This is a genomic window from Flexivirga meconopsidis, from assembly GCF_026162425.1.
Lineage (GTDB): Bacteria > Actinomycetota > Actinomycetes > Actinomycetales > Dermatophilaceae > Flexivirga > Flexivirga meconopsidis.
Genome location: NZ_JAOBQJ010000001.1, coordinates 64,737 through 80,722, shown reverse-complemented (window position 1 = coordinate 80,722; position 15,986 = coordinate 64,737). Strand labels below are relative to the sequence as shown.

Genomic DNA, 15,986 nt, shown 5'->3' with positions numbered 1-15,986 from the left:
TCTACCGCAATGCCTCCGTCCCTGACCACAGCGCGACACCGGGGTGCGTGGCCGTTCGCCGCCGCGACCTTCGCGCTGGCCGCGCTCCTGATCGGCACCAACCTCCCGACGCCGCTGTACCCGACGTACGAACGGGTCTTCTCGTTCGCGCCGTTGGGCGTGACGCTGATTTTCGCGACGTACGCGATCGTGCTGATCCCCTCTTTGCTCATCTTCGGTCCGCTGTCCGATGTGGTCGGGCGCCGACGGGTGCTGCTTCCCGCGGTCCTGGTCGCGGCCTTGGCCTCAGCGCTGTTCGCGGTTGCGGACGGCGTTGCCTGGCTGTTCGCCGCCCGCGCCGTGCAAGGGATTGCGCTCGGCGCCGTCCAGGGCACGGCCACCGCCGCGCTCGTTGATACCGAACCGGGCGGCCGGCACAAACGTGCCGCACTCGTCGGTTCAATTGCTACCGCAGCGGGTGGCGCCGCTGGGCCGCTGCTGGGTGGCCTGCTCGCCGAATACGCTCCAGCGCCCCGGGTGCTGCCCTACCTGGTCGAGATCGGGCTGCTCCTGGTCGCCTTCGTTGGGTTGGCGCGCTTCCTCCCGCCCACCGCCTCGACCGGCAAGCGTTGGCGACCAGAGCGCCCCTCGGTGCCGGCCGCCATCCGCGGCACGTTCGCCGTCGCCTCGGTGGTGGCCTTCCTGGCTTGGGCAGTCACCGCGTTGTTCATGGCGCTGATGCCGTCCTACCTCGCCCAGCTCACACAGACACAGAACTTGCTGCTGGCCGGCGGCATCGTCGCACTCATGCTCGGTTGCTCCGCGGCGGCCCAAACCGCACTACCCAAACTGGGGTCCACGCGGGCCCAAACCGGCGGGCTGATACTGCTGATCGCCGGCCTCGGCGGCATCATCGCGGCCGCGCAGACCAGCTCCGTCACAGTCGTCTTCGTCGCGACCGTGCTCGCCGGCGTCGGACAAGGTATGGCGTTCGCCGGGTCTCTCGCCGACACCAACGCCGTCGCACCTCATCACCGACGCGCGGACGTCCTCTCCAGCTTCTACGTTGTCATGTATGCCGGTGTTGCGTTACCCGTCATCGGCATCGGCTTCCTTGCCATCCCGCTGGGCCTGATCCACGCGGTCGAGATCTTCTCCATCGGCACCGGCGTCGCCTGTGTGCTCGCCCTCGTCTTGCTCCGCGTCACCCGTCAGCGACGCCATCCACTGGTTGACGGGTAGACGACGAGCTTTGACAGGTCACCGGCGCGACGTTCTCGGCATCGAGTCTCAGCCGAGGCGACGCAGTGTCCGTTCGACGACGGTCTCCACCCGCACCGTCATACCCCGAGAGTCGACCGGACGACGACCGGCGACCTGGCGGCGGATCCATCGCGGCTGGCTGTCGTCGTGGTGCAGCAACGCGAACAGGTCCCACCATGGATCGAGCGCGACTCCGGTGATCGACTCGTAGCGCGCTCGGAGATCTTCGGATGCTTCCGGTGAGTAGAGCGCGGCGAGATAGCGACGGCAGTGCCCGAGGTCGACCGCGCGCGATCCGCGATGGACGCCGTTCCAATCGGTCAGCCCGGTGATGGTCCCGTGCGACCAGAGGAGATTGACCGGCAGGAAGTCGCCGTGCAGGAAGACCGCGCTGTCCTCCGGTGGCGGTGCGGCCATCGCATCGAACGCCGCTCGCCATACGCCCGGCCGCTGTGCGTCCGCAGGCACCCGCAACTCGGCAAGCGGAGCGATCCAGGAATCCGCCCAGGGCCGGAGGGTTGGGGCGGGCAGATCGAGCGAATGCACGAGGGCGGCGAGCTCGGCGATCTTCGTCCGCCAGGAGCCGGGTTCGGTCGGGTTGAGCTCGACCCGCCCCGGAAGCCGGGTCATTAGCAGCGACGGGGAACCATCGGTCGACTCACCGGCAGCATCTGCGGCCAGCACGCGCGGGACCGGCAGGCCGCTCCCCGCGACCAACTCGAGGTTGGCGATCTCGTTCGCGAGCGTCTCATGCAAGCCGAGGCCACCCGGATATTGGCGGAGTATGACGAGAGTCCGCGCACCGCGCACGTCCACGATGACCTCGTGCACCGCAGAGGAGACGCCTCCCGTCAGACGGCGGCAATCGGTGACCTGCGCGCCCGGGCCCATCGACTCCGCGACCCAGGCGAGCGAGCCTGGCGACGGCGCCCGTTGGCGGAAGTCGCCCTCCCGCCAGTCGCCCACACCCGAGGTCATCCTGAGGGCGTGCCCGGCGTGCCCGACACCGCACCCGCTGCGGGCCGCGCACTGGTCAAGAGGCGGGGCGCGAGCGTGGCAATCGCATAGACGGTGTTCGCGGGCGCGTCGCCTGCTGCCTGACCGAGTAACCAGACGCGGTGCGCGATCAGTGGGTCCACCATCACATTGTGGACGGCTGCGTGAGGAGGAGTGCGATTTCGCAGCGGTTTCGCAGTGGCCGTTGCAACGCTCGGTGCCGTGCCTGCCAGGCATGAACGTGACCAGACACGGAGAGCGGGAGAACTCTTATGACAGACCGTCAGGAATCGTCCAACCTGCCCAGTCGACGACTGATCCTCACCGGCGGTGCAGCGGTCGCCGGCCTCACTGTCGCTGGCATCGCCATCGCGCCGGAGGCGCAGGCCGCGTCATACGTGCGGCCGGTGAAGAACCCGACCGCGCACCCGATCACCGCCCAGTGGCGCCAGCCCGGCAACTGGGCGGCCGGCTATCACACCGGTGTCGACATCGGCTGCCCGATCGGCACGCCGGTCTACGCAACCATCGGCGGCGACGTGCGCACCGGCCGGGCCAACTGGGGCTCGGCATACGGCACGATGATCCTGATCAACGACAACGTCGACGGGTCCGACTGGGGCTACTGCCACCTGTCGCGCCGGGTGGTCAGCGACGGGCAGCGGGTCGCCACCAACCAACTGATCGGCTACTCCGGCAACACCGGAAACACCACCGGTCCCCACCTGCACCTCGAGCGGCGTCCCCGCTACGGCGGCTACGGCACCGACAAGAACCCCAACCTGTGGCCCTGACCCACGCCTAACGACCTCCGGGCGGCGCGTATGACGGGAGTCGCGCGCCGCCCGGAGGTCTGTTGATGTAGACCCGACCCGTCTCAGCCGGACTGCTCCGACACCGGGACGACCGACCGCTCCGGCGATCCGTCGCTCGGCTGCTTCGTCAGGTCCGCGCGAGGCGCCGGCGCGGGCGTCACCACTCCCGGACCGCCGAGCGCGGACCGGCGGCCACGGGTGCGGCGCGGCTTGTCCAGCACCAGGCGCGTCTGCAGGCCGGTGCCGGGGAACGCGTCGACTATCTGACCGGCGAGCCGCTCGTAGGACGCCCGCACCGTGTCGCCGGTGGCACGGTCGTCGAGCGGTGCGGTCACCAGCTCCATCCGGCCACGCCGGCTGTTGACGGTCTTGGCGTTGGCGCCGGTCACCGGCCCGTGGTCGATCAGCTCCTGCGCGACCACGGACTCCAGCGGGCCGGCCTCGACGGTGAGCATGCCGGTGCCCTTCCCGTCGCCGGTCGCCGGCACGGTGAAGGAACGCACCCGGGCCCGGCGCAGGTGCGCCAGCAGCCAGTAGAGACCGAGCAGCGCGAGCACGACGCCGGCCGCGGCGGTCGCCCACGGCCACCAGTCGGAGTGCGACCACTCGACCAGCCGGCCGAGCTGCAGCCGGCGCGGGTAGTCGCTGCGCACGATGTGCTGCTTCCAGTCGATCAGCAGCAGGCCGCCGGCGATCAGCACCAGGCCGACGAATCCCGTTGCGAATCGGTCAAATCGGAAGGGTGCCCGGCTCATCGCGTCACCTGCCGGCTGCGCACGGATATCGGCATGTCACTCAGCCCTTCCAGTTGACTCTCGACCTGTCGCTGCACCGCCTGGTCCATGCCGTCCAGCTGCCGGTCGGCGTCCGCCTGCACCGACACCTGGATCCGGCGGCGGGTATGACGCGCGTCGGCGCTCACCACACCGGGCGTCCTGCGCGCGGCGACAGCTGCGATCGTGGCCAGCGCTGCCGGGGAGACCCACGCGTCGTCGGTGCCCGGCACGCGGCGGTGCGTCGCCCGACGGGGCTTCACCGCCGCAAACAGCAACATCAGACCGACGACGACCGCTGCGATGCCGGCGGGCAGCGCCCACGAGGCCGGCGTCGCGTGCTGGGCGTTGTCGATGACGGTGCTCAGCCACGGCTTGCCGCTGACCCAGTCCTGCCGGGTCAGCAACTCCTGCACCCCGACGACACCGAGCCCGATCAGCCCGAGCGCCAGCAGGGCGGCGGTGTATGCCGCGGCCGGTCGCGCCTGGGGAGGTGGCAGCTTGCTCATACGACCCTCCGTTCGTTACCCGGATCGGCGCTCACCAGATGCATCACCACATCCACCTCGGCGACCGTCGTGCCGGACAGCTCGGTCGCCTTCGCCTGCACCCGGTCACGGGTCGTGGTCATGATCTGCTCGACCGCACACGGCCAGACCGCGGCGACGTGCAGGGTCACCCAGCTGGTCGACCCTTTGACGGTGATGTCGGCGTGCGGGTAGCCGCGGCCGCGCAGCCGGTCCAGCCCGGATCGTTGCGTCACCGTGCCGGGGACGGTGGCGGCGGCGTGCTCGACCAGGTGCTGGAGCGCGCCGGTGCGCACCTCCAGCCGGCCGCGGGTGGCCGGGTCGCCCAGTTCGGCGGTGTCTGCGGGTGCGGCGTCCTGCTCAGCCACGGCGGTTCCACAGGGCAGTCAGGTCGAGCTCACCGCCGACATGACCGCCGACCAGGTAGCCGCCACCGCCCAGCACGATCGCCAACAGCAGGCCGACCCAGCCGCCGGCCACGATGGCGATGGTGAGCAGCAGTCCGGCGAACAAGCCGGTTGTAGAGGCAGTCATCTGAAGAAATCTCCTTCGTGCGATACGAACGTCGAGTGGTGCCTGGTCCGAGCGATCCGTCGGAAACGGGCCGTCACAGCTGGCCGTAGCGGCGAGCGCCGGGCCAGCCGCGGGGGATGCGCCGTCGTACGGCGGTGGTCACCGAGCGAGCACGCCCGGCGACCAGCCGCACGGCTCGGGCGCCGGTGGTGGTGTGCGCCACCGTCATACCCGCGGCGCCGTGGTGCAACGCACCCATCGCCGCCGCGCGGCGCTGCTCGAGCGCTTGCATGGCGGCGATGTAGTCGTCCGGGTCGCCGCCCAGGTCCGGATGCAGCCGCCGCGCGACACGGCGCCGCTCGGCAGACCAGACGTCTTCGGTCATGCCGAGTCGGCGTGGTCGGCGATGTCCTCGACCGCCACGTCCACCGGGCCTTCGGCGCCGGCCGTGCGAGCCGCGGCCCGTATGGCGTCAGCGGTCGCAGCGATCGGTGCACCGGCCGCGAGCACCACGTGGATGTCCCAGCCGTTGTCGCCGCGGCGGATGCCGGTGACGCGCCGCCCGGGCAGGTAGGTGCCCACCTGCCCGAACGCGCCACCGTGCAGCCCCTGGACGCCGCGCACGTCCTGGACGCGCGCGGCGATCAGCTCCGAAAGGTCACGCGTGGTGTCCGATGAGGACTCATTCGACACGGGACTGTCCGTTGTCGCTGTCGTCGCCGTCGTCCAGGAAGACGTCGTGCACGGTGATGTTGACCTCGGTCACCTGCAGACCGGTCATGCTCTCCACGGCGTCGATCACGTTGCGGCGCACACCGGCAGCCAGGTCGGCGATGGCGACGCCGTAGTCGGCGACCAGGTCGATGTCGACCGCGGCCTGGCGCTCACCGACCTCGACGCTGACGCCCTGGGAGTGGTTGGTGCGCGAGCCCGGGATGCGCTCGCGGATCGCGCCGACCGCCCGCGCGGCGCCGCCGCCGAGCGAGTGCACACCGGAGACCTCACGGGTGGCGACACCGGCGATCTTGGAGACCACCGTGTCGGCGATCGAGGTGCGTCCCTTGGAGGTGACCAGCGGCCCGTCGGCGCGCTGCTCGACCTGACCGTTGCCCTCCCGCTCGCTGCGCTTGGTGGGCGAGGTGTCCTCGTCCTGGGCGCGGTGGGTGCCGGTCGGGTTCGGGGTCTGAGTCATGGGCAGTCCTTTCATCGGCGCTGAATCGGATACTGGTTGGTCGTTCCGACTGGACGAAACCTCACGGTGATCTACGTCACATTCTGTGATCGGTCAGGATGGCACGGTGCGAAACGACAACTGCGCTCCGGAACGCCCGGACGTCGAGTTGGCCCGCGCCGCCCGGCTCGGCGACGAGGACGCGTTCGAGCAGATCGTCGACCGGCACGGGCCGGCCATGTATCGCTTCGCACGCCGGTTGTTGCTGCACGACGCCAACGCGCAGGACGTGGTGCAGGACGCGTTCGTGTCGGCCTGGAAGGACCTGCCGTCATACGCCGGTCGGTCGAGTCTGCGCACCTGGCTGTTTCGGCTCACTGCCCGCCGGGCCGCGGATCTGCAACGTCGGCGGACGCCGACACCGGTCGACGACGACGTGCTCAGCACCTTGTTGCCCGCTGCCGCGGGCAGCCCGCAGCAGGCTGCGCTGGATCGCGAACTCGTGACGGCGCTCCGGCGGGCGCTGGCTGAACTGCCGTGGCGGCAGCGCGCGATCTGGTTGCTGCGCGAGATCGACGGACTGAGCTACCGGGACATCGCAGAGGCCCTGGCGATCCCCGAGGACAGCGTTCGCGGGCAGCTCTACCGGGGCCGCCGGGCCCTCGCCGAAAGGATGAACTCGTGGCGATGAACCAAGCCGAGGATCCGTTGTCCCGTGCCACCGCGGCGCTGAAGCGGAGCGAGGAGCCGGTCTGGCCCGGAGATCAGCGTGCGCATGTGCTGCGCACGGTCCGCACGGCGATCACACCTGCCGAGTTGGTCACCACCCGCGCCGCCGGTGGGATCGATCAGGACTCCGACGGCTCGACCACGTCCGTCTCGACCCGGGTGCTGCGTCGCGCGCTGCGCGAGGAACTGCCTGCGGACGCCGCGTCGGCGCTGGACAACGTGAGTTTCACCGTCACGGACGGCCGGTTGACCGCTCTCGCGATGCAGCTGGTGGCCGCGTACGGACCCGACCTGCGGCAGGTCGCGCAGCACCGTCGCGACCGCGCGCGGGCGATCCTTGCCGGGCTGCTCGGCTACGACGACTTCCCGATCGACGTGTCGGTCACCGATCTACTCGCGGACGGCTGACCCGTCTGACTCGTCACGGTCGCCGCTGCGGCCGCGGCCCAGCCGGTCGGGTCGTCGCCGGCCGGCACCAGCAGCAGCGAATACCAGAGCACCAGCGGCTCCCACCAGCTCGCCTCGGCCGGCGTGAGCGGGTGCTGCGACTCGTAACCGGCGCGCAGCGTCGCGCGCACGTCCGGCGTCACCGGACCCCAGTTGTGGTAGCGGGTGCCGAGAAGCACTGCGGATCTTGCGAGTTCGCCGATGCAGTGGTCGATGCGGGCCTCCTCGAAATCGAGGACTGTCGTGACGCGGCCTGCGTCATACAGGATGTTGGCGGAGCGATAATCGCCGTGCACGAGCTGCATCGGTGGCAGGTCCGGGTGCGCGGCGGACAGCAGCGCCCGCAGCCGGTCGAGGGCGTCGGCCGGCAGGTGATCGGGCGCTATGGAGAGCCAACCGGTCAGTTGCTCGCGCAGCGTTTGGCGGAAAGGCTCGACCCCCTCCAGCGGCCCGTATGACGAGAGCGCCTCATGCATCCTGGCGAGCGTCGCGCCGGCCGCGCGCACCTGACTCGCATCCTCGACCTCCAGCAGGCCACCGGCGACCGTGCGCTGCAATCCCATTGAGACGCCGGCGATTTCGACCTGTAGCCGGCCGTCCCGCGCCGGGACCTGCATCGAGACGGGCAAGCCACGCGCACCGAGCTCGGCGGTGAGTTCGGCGAGCGCGGTCAGCCGCGGGAAGTAGCCCTCCGCCACCGACCACTTCGCCAGCATCGGGCCCTCTGTGGTTGTGACCCAGGCCAGCGTGTTGTGACTGCTCAGCACGATGCGATCGCAGCGCTCGACCGCGATCTCGTAGGTCTCGGCCAGCGTCGCGGTCACCCAAGCTTCGGCGGCACGCGCGTCGGCGAAGCCGAACTTCGTCACGAGGACCTCGAGCGGGTCCTTGTCCTCCCAGAGCATGTGCACGGCCGGCGCTGTCACGGGTCCAATCAATCATGATTTCAGCCGATTCCGGTGCGTCTCCACGACTGGGGCGGCGCCGCAATCGACATGAGACGGGCGGGCGGGCGTCGCTGGCGCTGGCGTACTCTCGGCGAGCGCCCGCCAGCGTGCGGGCAGTGTCGCACTGACTGACCGGGCGGTCGGTTGGCGACCGAACGGTCGAGGAGAGGTCTGGCGCGGTGACGAACGAAGAGGCCGGCGGTCGGCTGGAGACGACGGTGCAGGGCTCCGTCGCCACGATCACCTTGCACAATCCGGCCAAGCGCAACGCGATGACCACCCGCATGTGGGAGTCCCTGCCGCCACTGCTCGCCGAGCTCGCACAGAACCCATCCGTCCTCGCGGTCGTGCTGACCGGCGCGGGGGAGCACTTCTGCGCCGGCGCTGACATCACGTCGTTGGTCGACACGCTAGGCATCGAATCTCCTTTGCCTCCAGATGAATCCGGGATAGCACTGTCCGCGCCCGAGCGGGCTGAGGAGGCGTTGGCTGCTTTTCCGAAGCCGACCGTGGCCGCGATTCGCGGCTTCTGCGTCGGCGGGGGTGTCGAGTTGGCGCTGGCGTGCGATCTGCGAATCGCGTGCAATACCGCCAGGTTCGGTATCACCCCGGCCAAGATCGGGGTCTACTACCCGCCGCGTACGACGGGTCGTCTCGTGGCGGCGGTCGGCCCGGCGTACGCCAAGCAGTTGCTGTTCACCGGCGAGCTGATCCTGGCCGACGAGGCGTGGCGGATCGGACTGGTCAACCAGATCGCCGAGCCGGACGCGCTCGACAACGTTCTCGCATCACTGCTCGAGACGATGAAATCGCGCTCGCAGCTCAGCATTCGCGCGGGCAAAGCCATCGTCGACGCCGCCGCGACGTATGGCGTCGACGGGCCGCAGGGCGCGGTCGCCACCGCGCGAGAGTGGCAGGGCGTGATGGTGCAGTCCGGCGATCCACAGGAGGGCATCTCCGCCTTCAAGGAGCGGCGGGCGCCGGAGTTCCCCTGGCGCTGATCACACGAACATGACATCATTGATGTCATGAGTGATCGAGGCGAAGCGGTGTACGGCCTGGTGCGATTGGCCAGGCCCATCGTGTTGGACTCGGCGCGCATCGTCGAGCGTGACGTGCGCACCCTGGGGTGGACCGTAGCGACCCGGGCAGTCGTTGAGATCCTGCATGCAGCGGGGCCATCGACGGTGCCGCAGATCGGTCAGGAGCTGTCGCTGGCCCGGCAGAATGTCCAACGCGTCGTTGACACCCTCATCGACGCAGGTGACGCGCAGGCGGTTGCCAACCCGGCGCACCGGCGTTCGATGTTGATCCGGCTCACCCGTCGAGGGACCGCGTCCTACGAGACGTTGCACCGCCGCGAGGTGCAGGCCTTGTCGGCGATGGCGTCCGATTTCACCGATGCCGAAATTGCCTTAGCAGAAAGGGTATTCGCGTCGCTGGCTGCCGACATACACGAGCGATCTCGCCATGGGGAGGCGCAAGCTCATGATCGCGCGTGACATCTATGACCGGACGACCCGCAACCGGTTGGCATTCGCCGATCTGCTGGACTCGCTCACGCCGGAGCAGTGGCGAGCGGCGACGCTGTGTGCCGGTTGGACGGTGCACCACCTGGCCGCCCACCTGCTGCAGCCGATGCTTGTCGGATTCGGCCGCTTCCTTCTCGCCTCGGTCCGTTATCGCGGTGATACGGCCGCAACGGTCGATCACTTCACGAGGCGCCTCGCTGCTCGGTCTCCCGATGAGCTGGTGGCGCTGCTCCGCGAGCATGCGCACGACCGGGTGGACCCTCCGCGCGTGGGGCCGATGGGTCCCTTTGCCGAAACCTGCATCCACCTACGCGATGTCGCCCGGCCACTGGCGCTGCCCAGCACCGTGCCGGCGGAGGACTGGATGACGCTGCTGGACTACTTGACCTCGTCGCGGGTTGCCCCCGGCCTGGTGCAGCGGAAACACCTTGCCGGCGTGCGGCTTCGGGCGACCGATGCCGATTGGGCGGCCGGGAGCGGAGCAGAGGCCGCCGGCCCGCTGGAAGCGTTGGCGATGGCGGTCACCGGCCGGTCGGTCGCGCTGGACGAACTCGGCGGACCCGGTGTGCCCTTGCTGAGAAGATGAGCAGGTGATCCTTCCGAAGGTCCGCGACCCACGCATGATCACCATCCGGCGCGGCGGCACTCTCACCGACGAGCACCACCGGCTGCTCGCGCTGTGGGCAGCCGATTGTGCCGAACACGTGCTGCCGCTCTTCCAATCCGAGCAGCCCGACGACCCGCGACCGCGTGCGGCGATCGAGCACATCCGCGCATGGACCCGGGGTGAGGTCGGGATGATGGCAGCACGGGCCGCCGGCGGACACGCCATGGGAGCAGCCCGCCCGCTGCGGGGCGCACCACGGTTTGCGGCGTATGCCGCAGGTCAAGCCGGGGCCGTCGGGCATGTTGCCGAACACGACCTGGGTGCTGCGGCATACGCGATCAAGGCGGTGCGCGCCACTGCCCTGCAGGGTGAGCAGGAGGCCGCCGGGATCGCCGAATGCCGTTGGCAACGTGCGCAATTGCCCGATGAGGTGCGTGCGCTCGTGCTTGAGGACCAGCGCGTCCGCAACGACCTCTGCTGGTCGGTCTTCGAGTGACCGCCCGCCGCTATCCCGCGGCCGTATGGGTCGATGACACGCTCTCGCTGCGGCTGGCGACTGACGCTGACGCCGCATTGATCAGCGGCTGGACGCAAGCACGCGAGGTGTATGCGTTTTGGGGCGGCGCGCCGCTCACCGTCGCCGAGGTTCTCGACAAATACACCGGTCGCCGAGCTCCGCAGGTTGCGTCATACCTGGTGATCGACGGTGACAACCCGGCCGGTTACCTGCAGGCGTGGCAGGCGGAAAGTTGCTGCGGTCTAGACCTTTTCATCGCCGCGCACGCACAGGGGCGAGGTATCGGACCGCGCGCCGTCCGGTCGCTCGCGCTCGAGCTCGACCGGCTGGGTTGGCGGCCGCTCACCGTCGACCCGGTGGTCGGCAACGACCGTGCAGTGCGGGCCTGGCGGGCAGCCGGGTTCGTCATGACAGACGGGCGGGGCGTTGACCACGGACAGCCGACTCAGGTCATGGTGTTTGCCGGCGAATGAAGCCGTGCCACGTCGGACGCCGCGTCGACGCGGTCATGGAACTCGTGGCCGCTTTCTGCGACGTCGATCACGTGACCCTGTGACCCCTCGTGGTGGGCCGGCGTCGGCAAGGCTCAGAGCGGACCGATCCGGTTGTTCATCCGCTGGTTGTGCGCGGACGCCTGGTTGATCGTGTTGCGGGTGTCGTCATCAAAACGGTCGGCACGCTGCCGCCAGGTGCGCCCGAACACGCCCGCCACGATGGCGAACAGGACAATTGCGACAATCCACCAGAACATTGCATTGTTCCTTCCCCTGAAGCACGAGGGGCAACCGGATGGCGGAGATCCCCGCCGGCCGACGTCGAAGCGGCCCTCGTGAAGTTCATTCGAACCTATCGGACTTCCGGCTCCCCGGGGACCTTTCGCAGATTGCAGTCCGGCAACGACGACCGGCCCACTGTGCGAGGTCACCCCGGTCGAGGCGGCGGTCAGCGCGGGTCAATCACCGAGCAGGTCGTCTTCGACGATGCGGCGTGCTTCGTCCGCAGTCACCTGCCGGTACCACCGATCGCCCGGATGACAGACGATCACCGGAGCACCGTTGCACGGGTACAGGCAACCGGTGAGCGCCACCAGGACGTCGCGATCGACCATCTCGCGTCGAGTGAGCTCATCGGTCAGCGCGGCCGAGGTCTCCTCCGCACCCTTGGCGTTGCAGCGCGGGCCACGGCACACCAGCACGTGATGGCGGTATGGCGGTGCCTCCTCCCAGGCCGGGCTTTCCAGCGGCGCCTCGCCGCCGGTCACCAGACGCGCCGGCGCCGAACACGCAGCCCGCACCTCGATCAGTCCGAAGCCCCGGGCCAGAGCACCCGCCACCTCTACCTGCAGCAAGCCGCGGGTGCGCACCCAGTGCCCGGCGACCCGACCGAGCCAGGAGCGGCCGGTGTGGGAGGTCGTGCGCGCCGCCGCGACCAGCCGCACCGACGTGCCCGCCGCCTCGGCCGCGATCGTGTCCAGCACACCGACGAGACTCGGGCCGCCACCTTGCAGGCAGGCGACGGTCGCCCCGAGATCGTCTGCGGTAGCGAACAATTCAGCCAGGTGATCGTCGTCGAGCCCGGTCAGACTCACCAGCACCAGCCGCTGATCCGTCATCGGCCGGCGCCCTTCCGTGCCCACGAGACCCGCAACCGGTCAGTCCGCCCGACCCTCGCACGCACCCCGAAAACCGCGTCGATCAGGTCGGCCGTCAGCACCGCTTCGGTGTCGCCGGCCGCGGCGACCCGACCCTGCGACATGACGATGATCTGCGGGCAGAAGGCGGCGGCAAGGTCGAGGTCGTGTAGCACCGCGAGTGTCGTAATGCCCTGCCGCGACACGGTTTCCAGCAAGGACAACTGATGATGCAGGTCCAGATGGTTCGTCGGCTCGTCCAGCAAGAGCAGGCGCGGTTGCTGCGCCAGGGCGCGCGCGAGTTGCGTGCGCTGCCGTTCCCCGCCGGACAGCGTCGACCAGGTGCGGTGCGCGAGGTGGGTGACGTCCGTCTCCTGCATGGCGGCGGGCACAAGCTCCTCGTCGGCGTCCCGGGCACCCGGCCATCGGCCGACATGCGGGATGCGTCCAAGGGCGACCACCTCCCGGACGGCCAGCTCGAGCGAAGTGTCCGGCTGCTGCTCCAACAACGCCACACTGCGTGCCCGATCGCGAGATCGGATGTCGGACAGCGGTTTTCCGTCATACCGGATGTCGCCGCGGCTCGGTCGGCGCAGACCGGCGACCAGGTGCAGCAAGGTGGTTTTGCCGGAGCCGTTCGGGCCGACGACTGCGGTGAACGACCCCGGCGTGAGCGTGGCCGTGACGTCGTCGACGATCGCCGAACCGCCTGCGTCCCAACCGATCCGGTCCACCTCGACCTTCATGAGCGCGCGGCCTGACGCCGCAGCAGCACGATGAGCACAGGGGTGCCGACAGCGGCGGTGACGACACCGATCGGGATCTCGCTGCCCCCGCCGGCCGAGCGGGCTGCCGTGTCAGACCAGAGCATCAGCAGCGCTCCACACAGGGCCGCCGCAGGGAGCAGGATGCGATGTCCGGGCCCGGTGACCAATCGCACCAGGTGCGGCACGACAAGGCCGACGAAACCGATCGGTCCGACGATGGCGACGGTTGCCGCCGTCACCAATGCGGTGCCGCCCAACAAGATCCAGCGGATGGTGGTCACGTTGATGCCCAGCGCACGCGCTGAAACCTCACCGAAGGCGAAGGCATCCAGTGTTGGCGCGCACAGCATGAGACCGATCATCGCGGCGACGAGCAGGACGACGATGAAGACTGCGTCACCACCACGGACCCCTGCAAACGAGCCGAGCGTCCAGTCCAGCACTGCCCGTGCCCCATCTCTCGGGCCGAGCACAATGACGATGAAAGACGTTGCGGCACTGCACAATTGACCGACGGCGACGCCGGCCAGGATCGTCCGCCCCGGTGGCAGCTGCCCCGACCTGCCGGTCGCCAGCGCCAACACCAGCACGAGCGCGACGAGCGCCCCGACGAAAGCCGCGCCGGCCACTCCGTATCGCGACGGGACGCCTGGCAGAGTCCAGCCCAGGATCAACGCCGCCACCGCTCCCACTGCGGCGCCGCTCGAGACACCGAAAAGGTAGGGGTCGGCCAGGTCGTTGCGAGTCAGAGACTGCAGCACGCAACCGCACTGCGCCAGCGCTGCACCGACCGCCATTGCCGCGATGATCCGCGGCAGCCGCAACTGCCAGACGATCTCGTCGTCCAACGGCGACACACCGGTGCCGCCGACCAGCTGCATCCGGCGGGCGATCACCTCGATGACCTGGTCGGCCGGCACGTGAACCGGCCCGGTTCCCAACGCAATCACCGCGCTTGCCAGCGCTGCCGCCGCACCGCCGGCAAGGACCAAGAGCCGGAGCGCCGCCGAAGGCGTCCGGTGACCGGGCGAGGTCATTTCGCCGGTAGTGCTGCGAGCTGGTCAGAGACTGTCTTCGCGCCGTCGACAAGTCGGACACCAGGGGTGCTCTCGCTGAAGGGGAGCACGACGAACCGGTTCTGCTTCACCGCCTTCAGATTTCGCAGCACCGGGTCGCCGCGTAGATGCTTCTTCTTCGCGTCCGCAGTGCTCCAGGATGCGTCGGCGAGCACGATCACGTCCGGGTCGGCGGCGACGACCTTCTCCCAGGATCCGTCCGCCCAGCCGCCGGGAAGGGCCGAGAAGACGTTGCTCGCACCCACCGCGTCCATCACCAGTTGCGGCCCGCCCTTGCCGGCGCCGACGAACGGCGTCTTCTCGCCCGAGTCGAACCACAGCATCTGTAACCCTTCGCCGGCTGCGGCCGAGCGGATCTTGCCGAGTTCGGCGCGCTGTCCGTTGACGAGCTCGGTCGCCTTGTTGGGTACGCCGAAAATGCTTCCTACATCGGTGATTTCACGCCACGCACTCTCAAACGTCGGCTCCGCGGCCGGCGTGCCCTTCGGACAACCGAACGGACTCAGGTAACTGCCGATCCGCTTGTCCGCCAACTCCGCGCGGGTGCCGATCGCCTTGGCGTCGAAGGCACTGGCATACGCGGCATACGCGAAATCCGGCCTGGCCGCGACGAATTGCTCCTTCGTCGGATACTCCTCGGACAACACCGGCACCGTCTTGTATGCCGCGGCGTACTTCGGGGAGACCCGGTCGTCCAGATAGGCACTGCCCGCCATTCGGTCCTGCAGGCCGAGCGCGAGCGCGACCTCGGTGGCGCCCTGGTTGAGGGTGACCAGTCGTTGAGGCGGAGCGCTGACCGTCTCCTTGAACCCGCAGTTGTCGAGCTGCACCGGTGTGAACGACGACGCGGTGGAGCTCGCTGCCGGCATACCGCCGGACGGTGCATCGGCGCACGCGCCGAGCAGGAGGGACGTGGCGACCGCAGGGCCGGCCGCAAGGAGGATTCGACGTGGACGCATGGCGCGGTTCACTTTCATCAGGGGCCGAACGCGAGGCCTACCGGTGTGTCCGACACCGGCAGGTCTTCGGGCTCGGGTTCGGCCGACCGTGGCGCCTTCCCGGGCCGGAACCCAGTGGCGTCATGCCACGCTCGTCACCCCTACCGCTGCGCGTCAGCTCCGGATTTGGACCGGATTCCCTTGCATCGGTGATGCGACCAGTGTCGAGTGGGGAGTGCCCCCACGCCGCCGATCCTAACGGCGAGACCTGCCTGCGGATGCGCCCGACTCCCAGTCGGCGTCGATGATGCGGTCGAGCGTCGCCCGCAACCGGCGCACTTCGTCCGCACCGACCTGCTCGTCCAGCCAGTCGTCGAACCGCTGGACGATCGACCGGCCCACTTCCAGCGCACGCCAGCCGGCGTCCGTCAGCTGCACCAGCCGCGCCCGCCCGTCGGTCGGCGACGGTTGCACCGTGAGGTAGCCGTGGTCGGCGAGGTAGCGCACCAACTCGCCGGCGGACTGCTTGGTCAGATGCGCACGCGCGGCCAGTTCGGTCGAGGTCGATCCTTCCGGCGCGATCGCCAGGAAGAGCGGAGCGTGCGCGGCCCGCAAATCGGGGAAGCCCGCCTCGCGTAGTGCCCGGTCGAGGTCGCCACCGAGTCGCCGGCCGGCGAACGAGAGCAGAGTGCCGAGCGGCGTCGGGCGATCCGCGAAGGGATTAGTAAGGCTCTTGACCATCTCGCGTCAGTGCTCCTA

General features: G+C 69.4%; 24 protein-coding genes and 1 riboswitch. Of the genes, 9 read left to right on the top strand and 15 right to left on the bottom strand.

Going from position 1 to position 15,986, the window contains the following annotated elements; genetic code table 11:
* Nucleotides 1-9: 9 nt before the first annotated feature.
* On the top strand, nt 10-1,221 hold the full coding sequence (locus N2M23_RS00430) for an MFS transporter (protein WP_265442495.1): 1,212 nt from the start codon (nt 10-12) through the stop codon (nt 1,219-1,221).
* Nucleotides 1,222-1,269: 48 nt separating this feature from the next.
* Here N2M23_RS00430 and N2M23_RS00425 read toward each other — a convergent pair whose 3' ends face one another.
* Nucleotides 1,270-2,220 (bottom strand): phosphotransferase family protein, encoded by a 951-nt coding sequence (locus tag N2M23_RS00425; protein WP_265442494.1) that lies wholly within the window; start codon nt 2,218-2,220, stop codon nt 1,270-1,272.
* 290 nt (nt 2,221-2,510) lie between these two features.
* Here N2M23_RS00425 and N2M23_RS00420 point away from each other — a divergent pair, with 290 nt between their 5' ends.
* Nucleotides 2,511-3,032 carry a M23 family metallopeptidase gene (locus tag N2M23_RS00420; protein ID WP_279671309.1) on the top strand — a complete coding sequence of 174 codons (522 nt, stop codon included), beginning with the start codon at nt 2,511-2,513 and terminating at the stop codon, nt 3,030-3,032.
* 83 nt (nt 3,033-3,115) lie between these two features.
* On the opposite strand, the gene N2M23_RS00415 is transcribed toward N2M23_RS00420, so the two are convergent.
* The 7 genes from N2M23_RS00415 to N2M23_RS00385 all read right to left on the bottom strand — a co-directional run bounded on the left by N2M23_RS00415 (nt 3,116) and on the right by N2M23_RS00385 (nt 6,058).
* Nucleotides 3,116-3,808, bottom strand: coding sequence for an Asp23/Gls24 family envelope stress response protein (locus tag N2M23_RS00415; protein WP_265442493.1), 693 nt, complete (start codon nt 3,806-3,808; stop codon nt 3,116-3,118).
* Nucleotides 3,805-4,335: a DUF6286 domain-containing protein gene (locus N2M23_RS00410; protein ID WP_265442491.1), complete on the bottom strand. Its 531-nt coding sequence runs from the start codon at nt 4,333-4,335 to the stop codon at nt 3,805-3,807. Before N2M23_RS00410 ends, N2M23_RS00415 begins: the two co-directional genes overlap by 4 nt.
* The gene (locus N2M23_RS00405; protein WP_265442490.1) at nt 4,332-4,721 is read right to left on the bottom strand and encodes a hypothetical protein; all 390 of its coding nucleotides are present in this window, start codon (nt 4,719-4,721) and stop codon (nt 4,332-4,334) included. The genes N2M23_RS00410 and N2M23_RS00405 overlap by 4 nt, the downstream gene beginning before the upstream one ends.
* A complete protein-coding gene (locus N2M23_RS00400; RefSeq protein ID WP_265442489.1) occupies nt 4,714-4,887 on the bottom strand; it encodes a DUF2273 domain-containing protein in 174 nt (57 codons plus the stop codon). Before N2M23_RS00400 ends, N2M23_RS00405 begins: the two co-directional genes overlap by 8 nt.
* 73 nt (nt 4,888-4,960) lie before the next feature.
* Complete coding sequence (locus tag N2M23_RS00395) at nt 4,961-5,251, bottom strand: hypothetical protein (RefSeq protein ID WP_265442488.1); 291 nt, start codon at nt 5,249-5,251, stop codon at nt 4,961-4,963.
* Nucleotides 5,248-5,559 (bottom strand): hypothetical protein, encoded by a 312-nt coding sequence (locus N2M23_RS00390; protein WP_265442487.1) that lies wholly within the window; start codon nt 5,557-5,559, stop codon nt 5,248-5,250. Before N2M23_RS00390 ends, N2M23_RS00395 begins: the two co-directional genes overlap by 4 nt.
* Nucleotides 5,549-6,058: an Asp23/Gls24 family envelope stress response protein gene (locus tag N2M23_RS00385; RefSeq protein WP_265442486.1), complete on the bottom strand. Its 510-nt coding sequence runs from the start codon at nt 6,056-6,058 to the stop codon at nt 5,549-5,551. Before N2M23_RS00385 ends, N2M23_RS00390 begins: the two co-directional genes overlap by 11 nt.
* A 106-nt stretch (nt 6,059-6,164) precedes the next feature.
* On the opposite strand from N2M23_RS00385, the gene N2M23_RS00380 reads away from it, so the two are divergent.
* Together N2M23_RS00380 and N2M23_RS00375 are read left to right on the top strand one after the other, a co-directional pair.
* Nucleotides 6,165-6,728: an RNA polymerase sigma factor gene (locus N2M23_RS00380; RefSeq protein WP_265442485.1), complete on the top strand. Its 564-nt coding sequence runs from the start codon at nt 6,165-6,167 to the stop codon at nt 6,726-6,728.
* Nucleotides 6,719-7,174, top strand: a complete 456-nt coding sequence (locus N2M23_RS00375; RefSeq protein ID WP_265442484.1) for a hypothetical protein — start codon at nt 6,719-6,721, stop codon at nt 7,172-7,174. Before N2M23_RS00380 ends, N2M23_RS00375 begins: the two co-directional genes overlap by 10 nt.
* Here N2M23_RS00375 and N2M23_RS00370 read toward each other — a convergent pair.
* Nucleotides 7,120-8,139 (bottom strand): phosphotransferase enzyme family protein, encoded by a 1,020-nt coding sequence (locus tag N2M23_RS00370; RefSeq protein ID WP_265442483.1) that lies wholly within the window; start codon nt 8,137-8,139, stop codon nt 7,120-7,122. The two genes, N2M23_RS00375 and N2M23_RS00370, sit on opposite strands and share 55 nt — an antisense overlap.
* Nucleotides 8,140-8,339: 200 nt before the next feature.
* Between N2M23_RS00370 and N2M23_RS00365 the strand changes: the two genes are divergently transcribed.
* The 5 genes from N2M23_RS00365 to N2M23_RS00345 are packed head-to-tail and all read left to right on the top strand — an operon-like array spanning nt 8,340 to nt 11,289.
* Nucleotides 8,340-9,161, top strand: coding sequence for an enoyl-CoA hydratase/isomerase family protein (locus tag N2M23_RS00365; protein ID WP_265442482.1), 822 nt, complete (start codon nt 8,340-8,342; stop codon nt 9,159-9,161).
* Between the two features lie 27 nt (nt 9,162-9,188).
* Nucleotides 9,189-9,662 (top strand): MarR family transcriptional regulator, encoded by a 474-nt coding sequence (locus N2M23_RS00360; RefSeq protein ID WP_265442481.1) that lies wholly within the window; start codon nt 9,189-9,191, stop codon nt 9,660-9,662.
* Entirely contained in the window at nt 9,649-10,278 is a 630-nt protein-coding gene (locus N2M23_RS00355; RefSeq protein WP_265442480.1) for a maleylpyruvate isomerase family mycothiol-dependent enzyme, read from the top strand. The genes N2M23_RS00360 and N2M23_RS00355 overlap by 14 nt, the downstream gene beginning before the upstream one ends.
* 4 nt (nt 10,279-10,282) lie before the next feature.
* The gene (locus N2M23_RS00350; protein ID WP_265442479.1) at nt 10,283-10,795 is read left to right on the top strand and encodes a putative immunity protein; all 513 of its coding nucleotides are present in this window, start codon (nt 10,283-10,285) and stop codon (nt 10,793-10,795) included.
* Nucleotides 10,792-11,289, top strand: coding sequence for a GNAT family N-acetyltransferase (locus tag N2M23_RS00345; RefSeq protein ID WP_265442478.1), 498 nt, complete (start codon nt 10,792-10,794; stop codon nt 11,287-11,289). Before N2M23_RS00350 ends, N2M23_RS00345 begins: the two co-directional genes overlap by 4 nt.
* Nucleotides 11,290-11,402: 113 nt before the next feature.
* Here the strand turns inward: N2M23_RS00345 and N2M23_RS00340 are convergent, their stop codons facing one another.
* From N2M23_RS00340 to N2M23_RS00315, 6 genes are all read right to left on the bottom strand, one after another.
* Nucleotides 11,403-11,567 (bottom strand): hypothetical protein, encoded by a 165-nt coding sequence (locus tag N2M23_RS00340; RefSeq protein WP_265442477.1) that lies wholly within the window; start codon nt 11,565-11,567, stop codon nt 11,403-11,405.
* Between the two features lie 201 nt (nt 11,568-11,768).
* Nucleotides 11,769-12,428 (bottom strand): (2Fe-2S) ferredoxin domain-containing protein, encoded by a 660-nt coding sequence (locus tag N2M23_RS00335; RefSeq protein ID WP_265442476.1) that lies wholly within the window; start codon nt 12,426-12,428, stop codon nt 11,769-11,771.
* Nucleotides 12,425-13,192: an ABC transporter ATP-binding protein gene (locus tag N2M23_RS00330; protein ID WP_265442475.1), complete on the bottom strand. Its 768-nt coding sequence runs from the start codon at nt 13,190-13,192 to the stop codon at nt 12,425-12,427. Before N2M23_RS00330 ends, N2M23_RS00335 begins: the two co-directional genes overlap by 4 nt.
* On the bottom strand, nt 13,189-14,250 hold the full coding sequence (locus N2M23_RS00325; RefSeq protein ID WP_265442474.1) for a FecCD family ABC transporter permease: 1,062 nt from the start codon (nt 14,248-14,250) through the stop codon (nt 13,189-13,191). The genes N2M23_RS00330 and N2M23_RS00325 overlap by 4 nt, the downstream gene beginning before the upstream one ends.
* On the bottom strand, nt 14,247-15,248 hold the full coding sequence (locus tag N2M23_RS00320) for an ABC transporter substrate-binding protein (RefSeq protein ID WP_265442473.1): 1,002 nt from the start codon (nt 15,246-15,248) through the stop codon (nt 14,247-14,249). Before N2M23_RS00320 ends, N2M23_RS00325 begins: the two co-directional genes overlap by 4 nt.
* A 40-nt stretch (nt 15,249-15,288) precedes the next feature.
* Nucleotides 15,289-15,465: riboswitch (cobalamin riboswitch) on the bottom strand.
* A gap of 17 nt (nt 15,466-15,482) precedes the next feature.
* Nucleotides 15,483-15,968: a MarR family winged helix-turn-helix transcriptional regulator gene (locus tag N2M23_RS00315; protein WP_265442472.1), complete on the bottom strand. Its 486-nt coding sequence runs from the start codon at nt 15,966-15,968 to the stop codon at nt 15,483-15,485.
* Between the last annotated feature and the right edge of the window lie 18 nt (nt 15,969-15,986).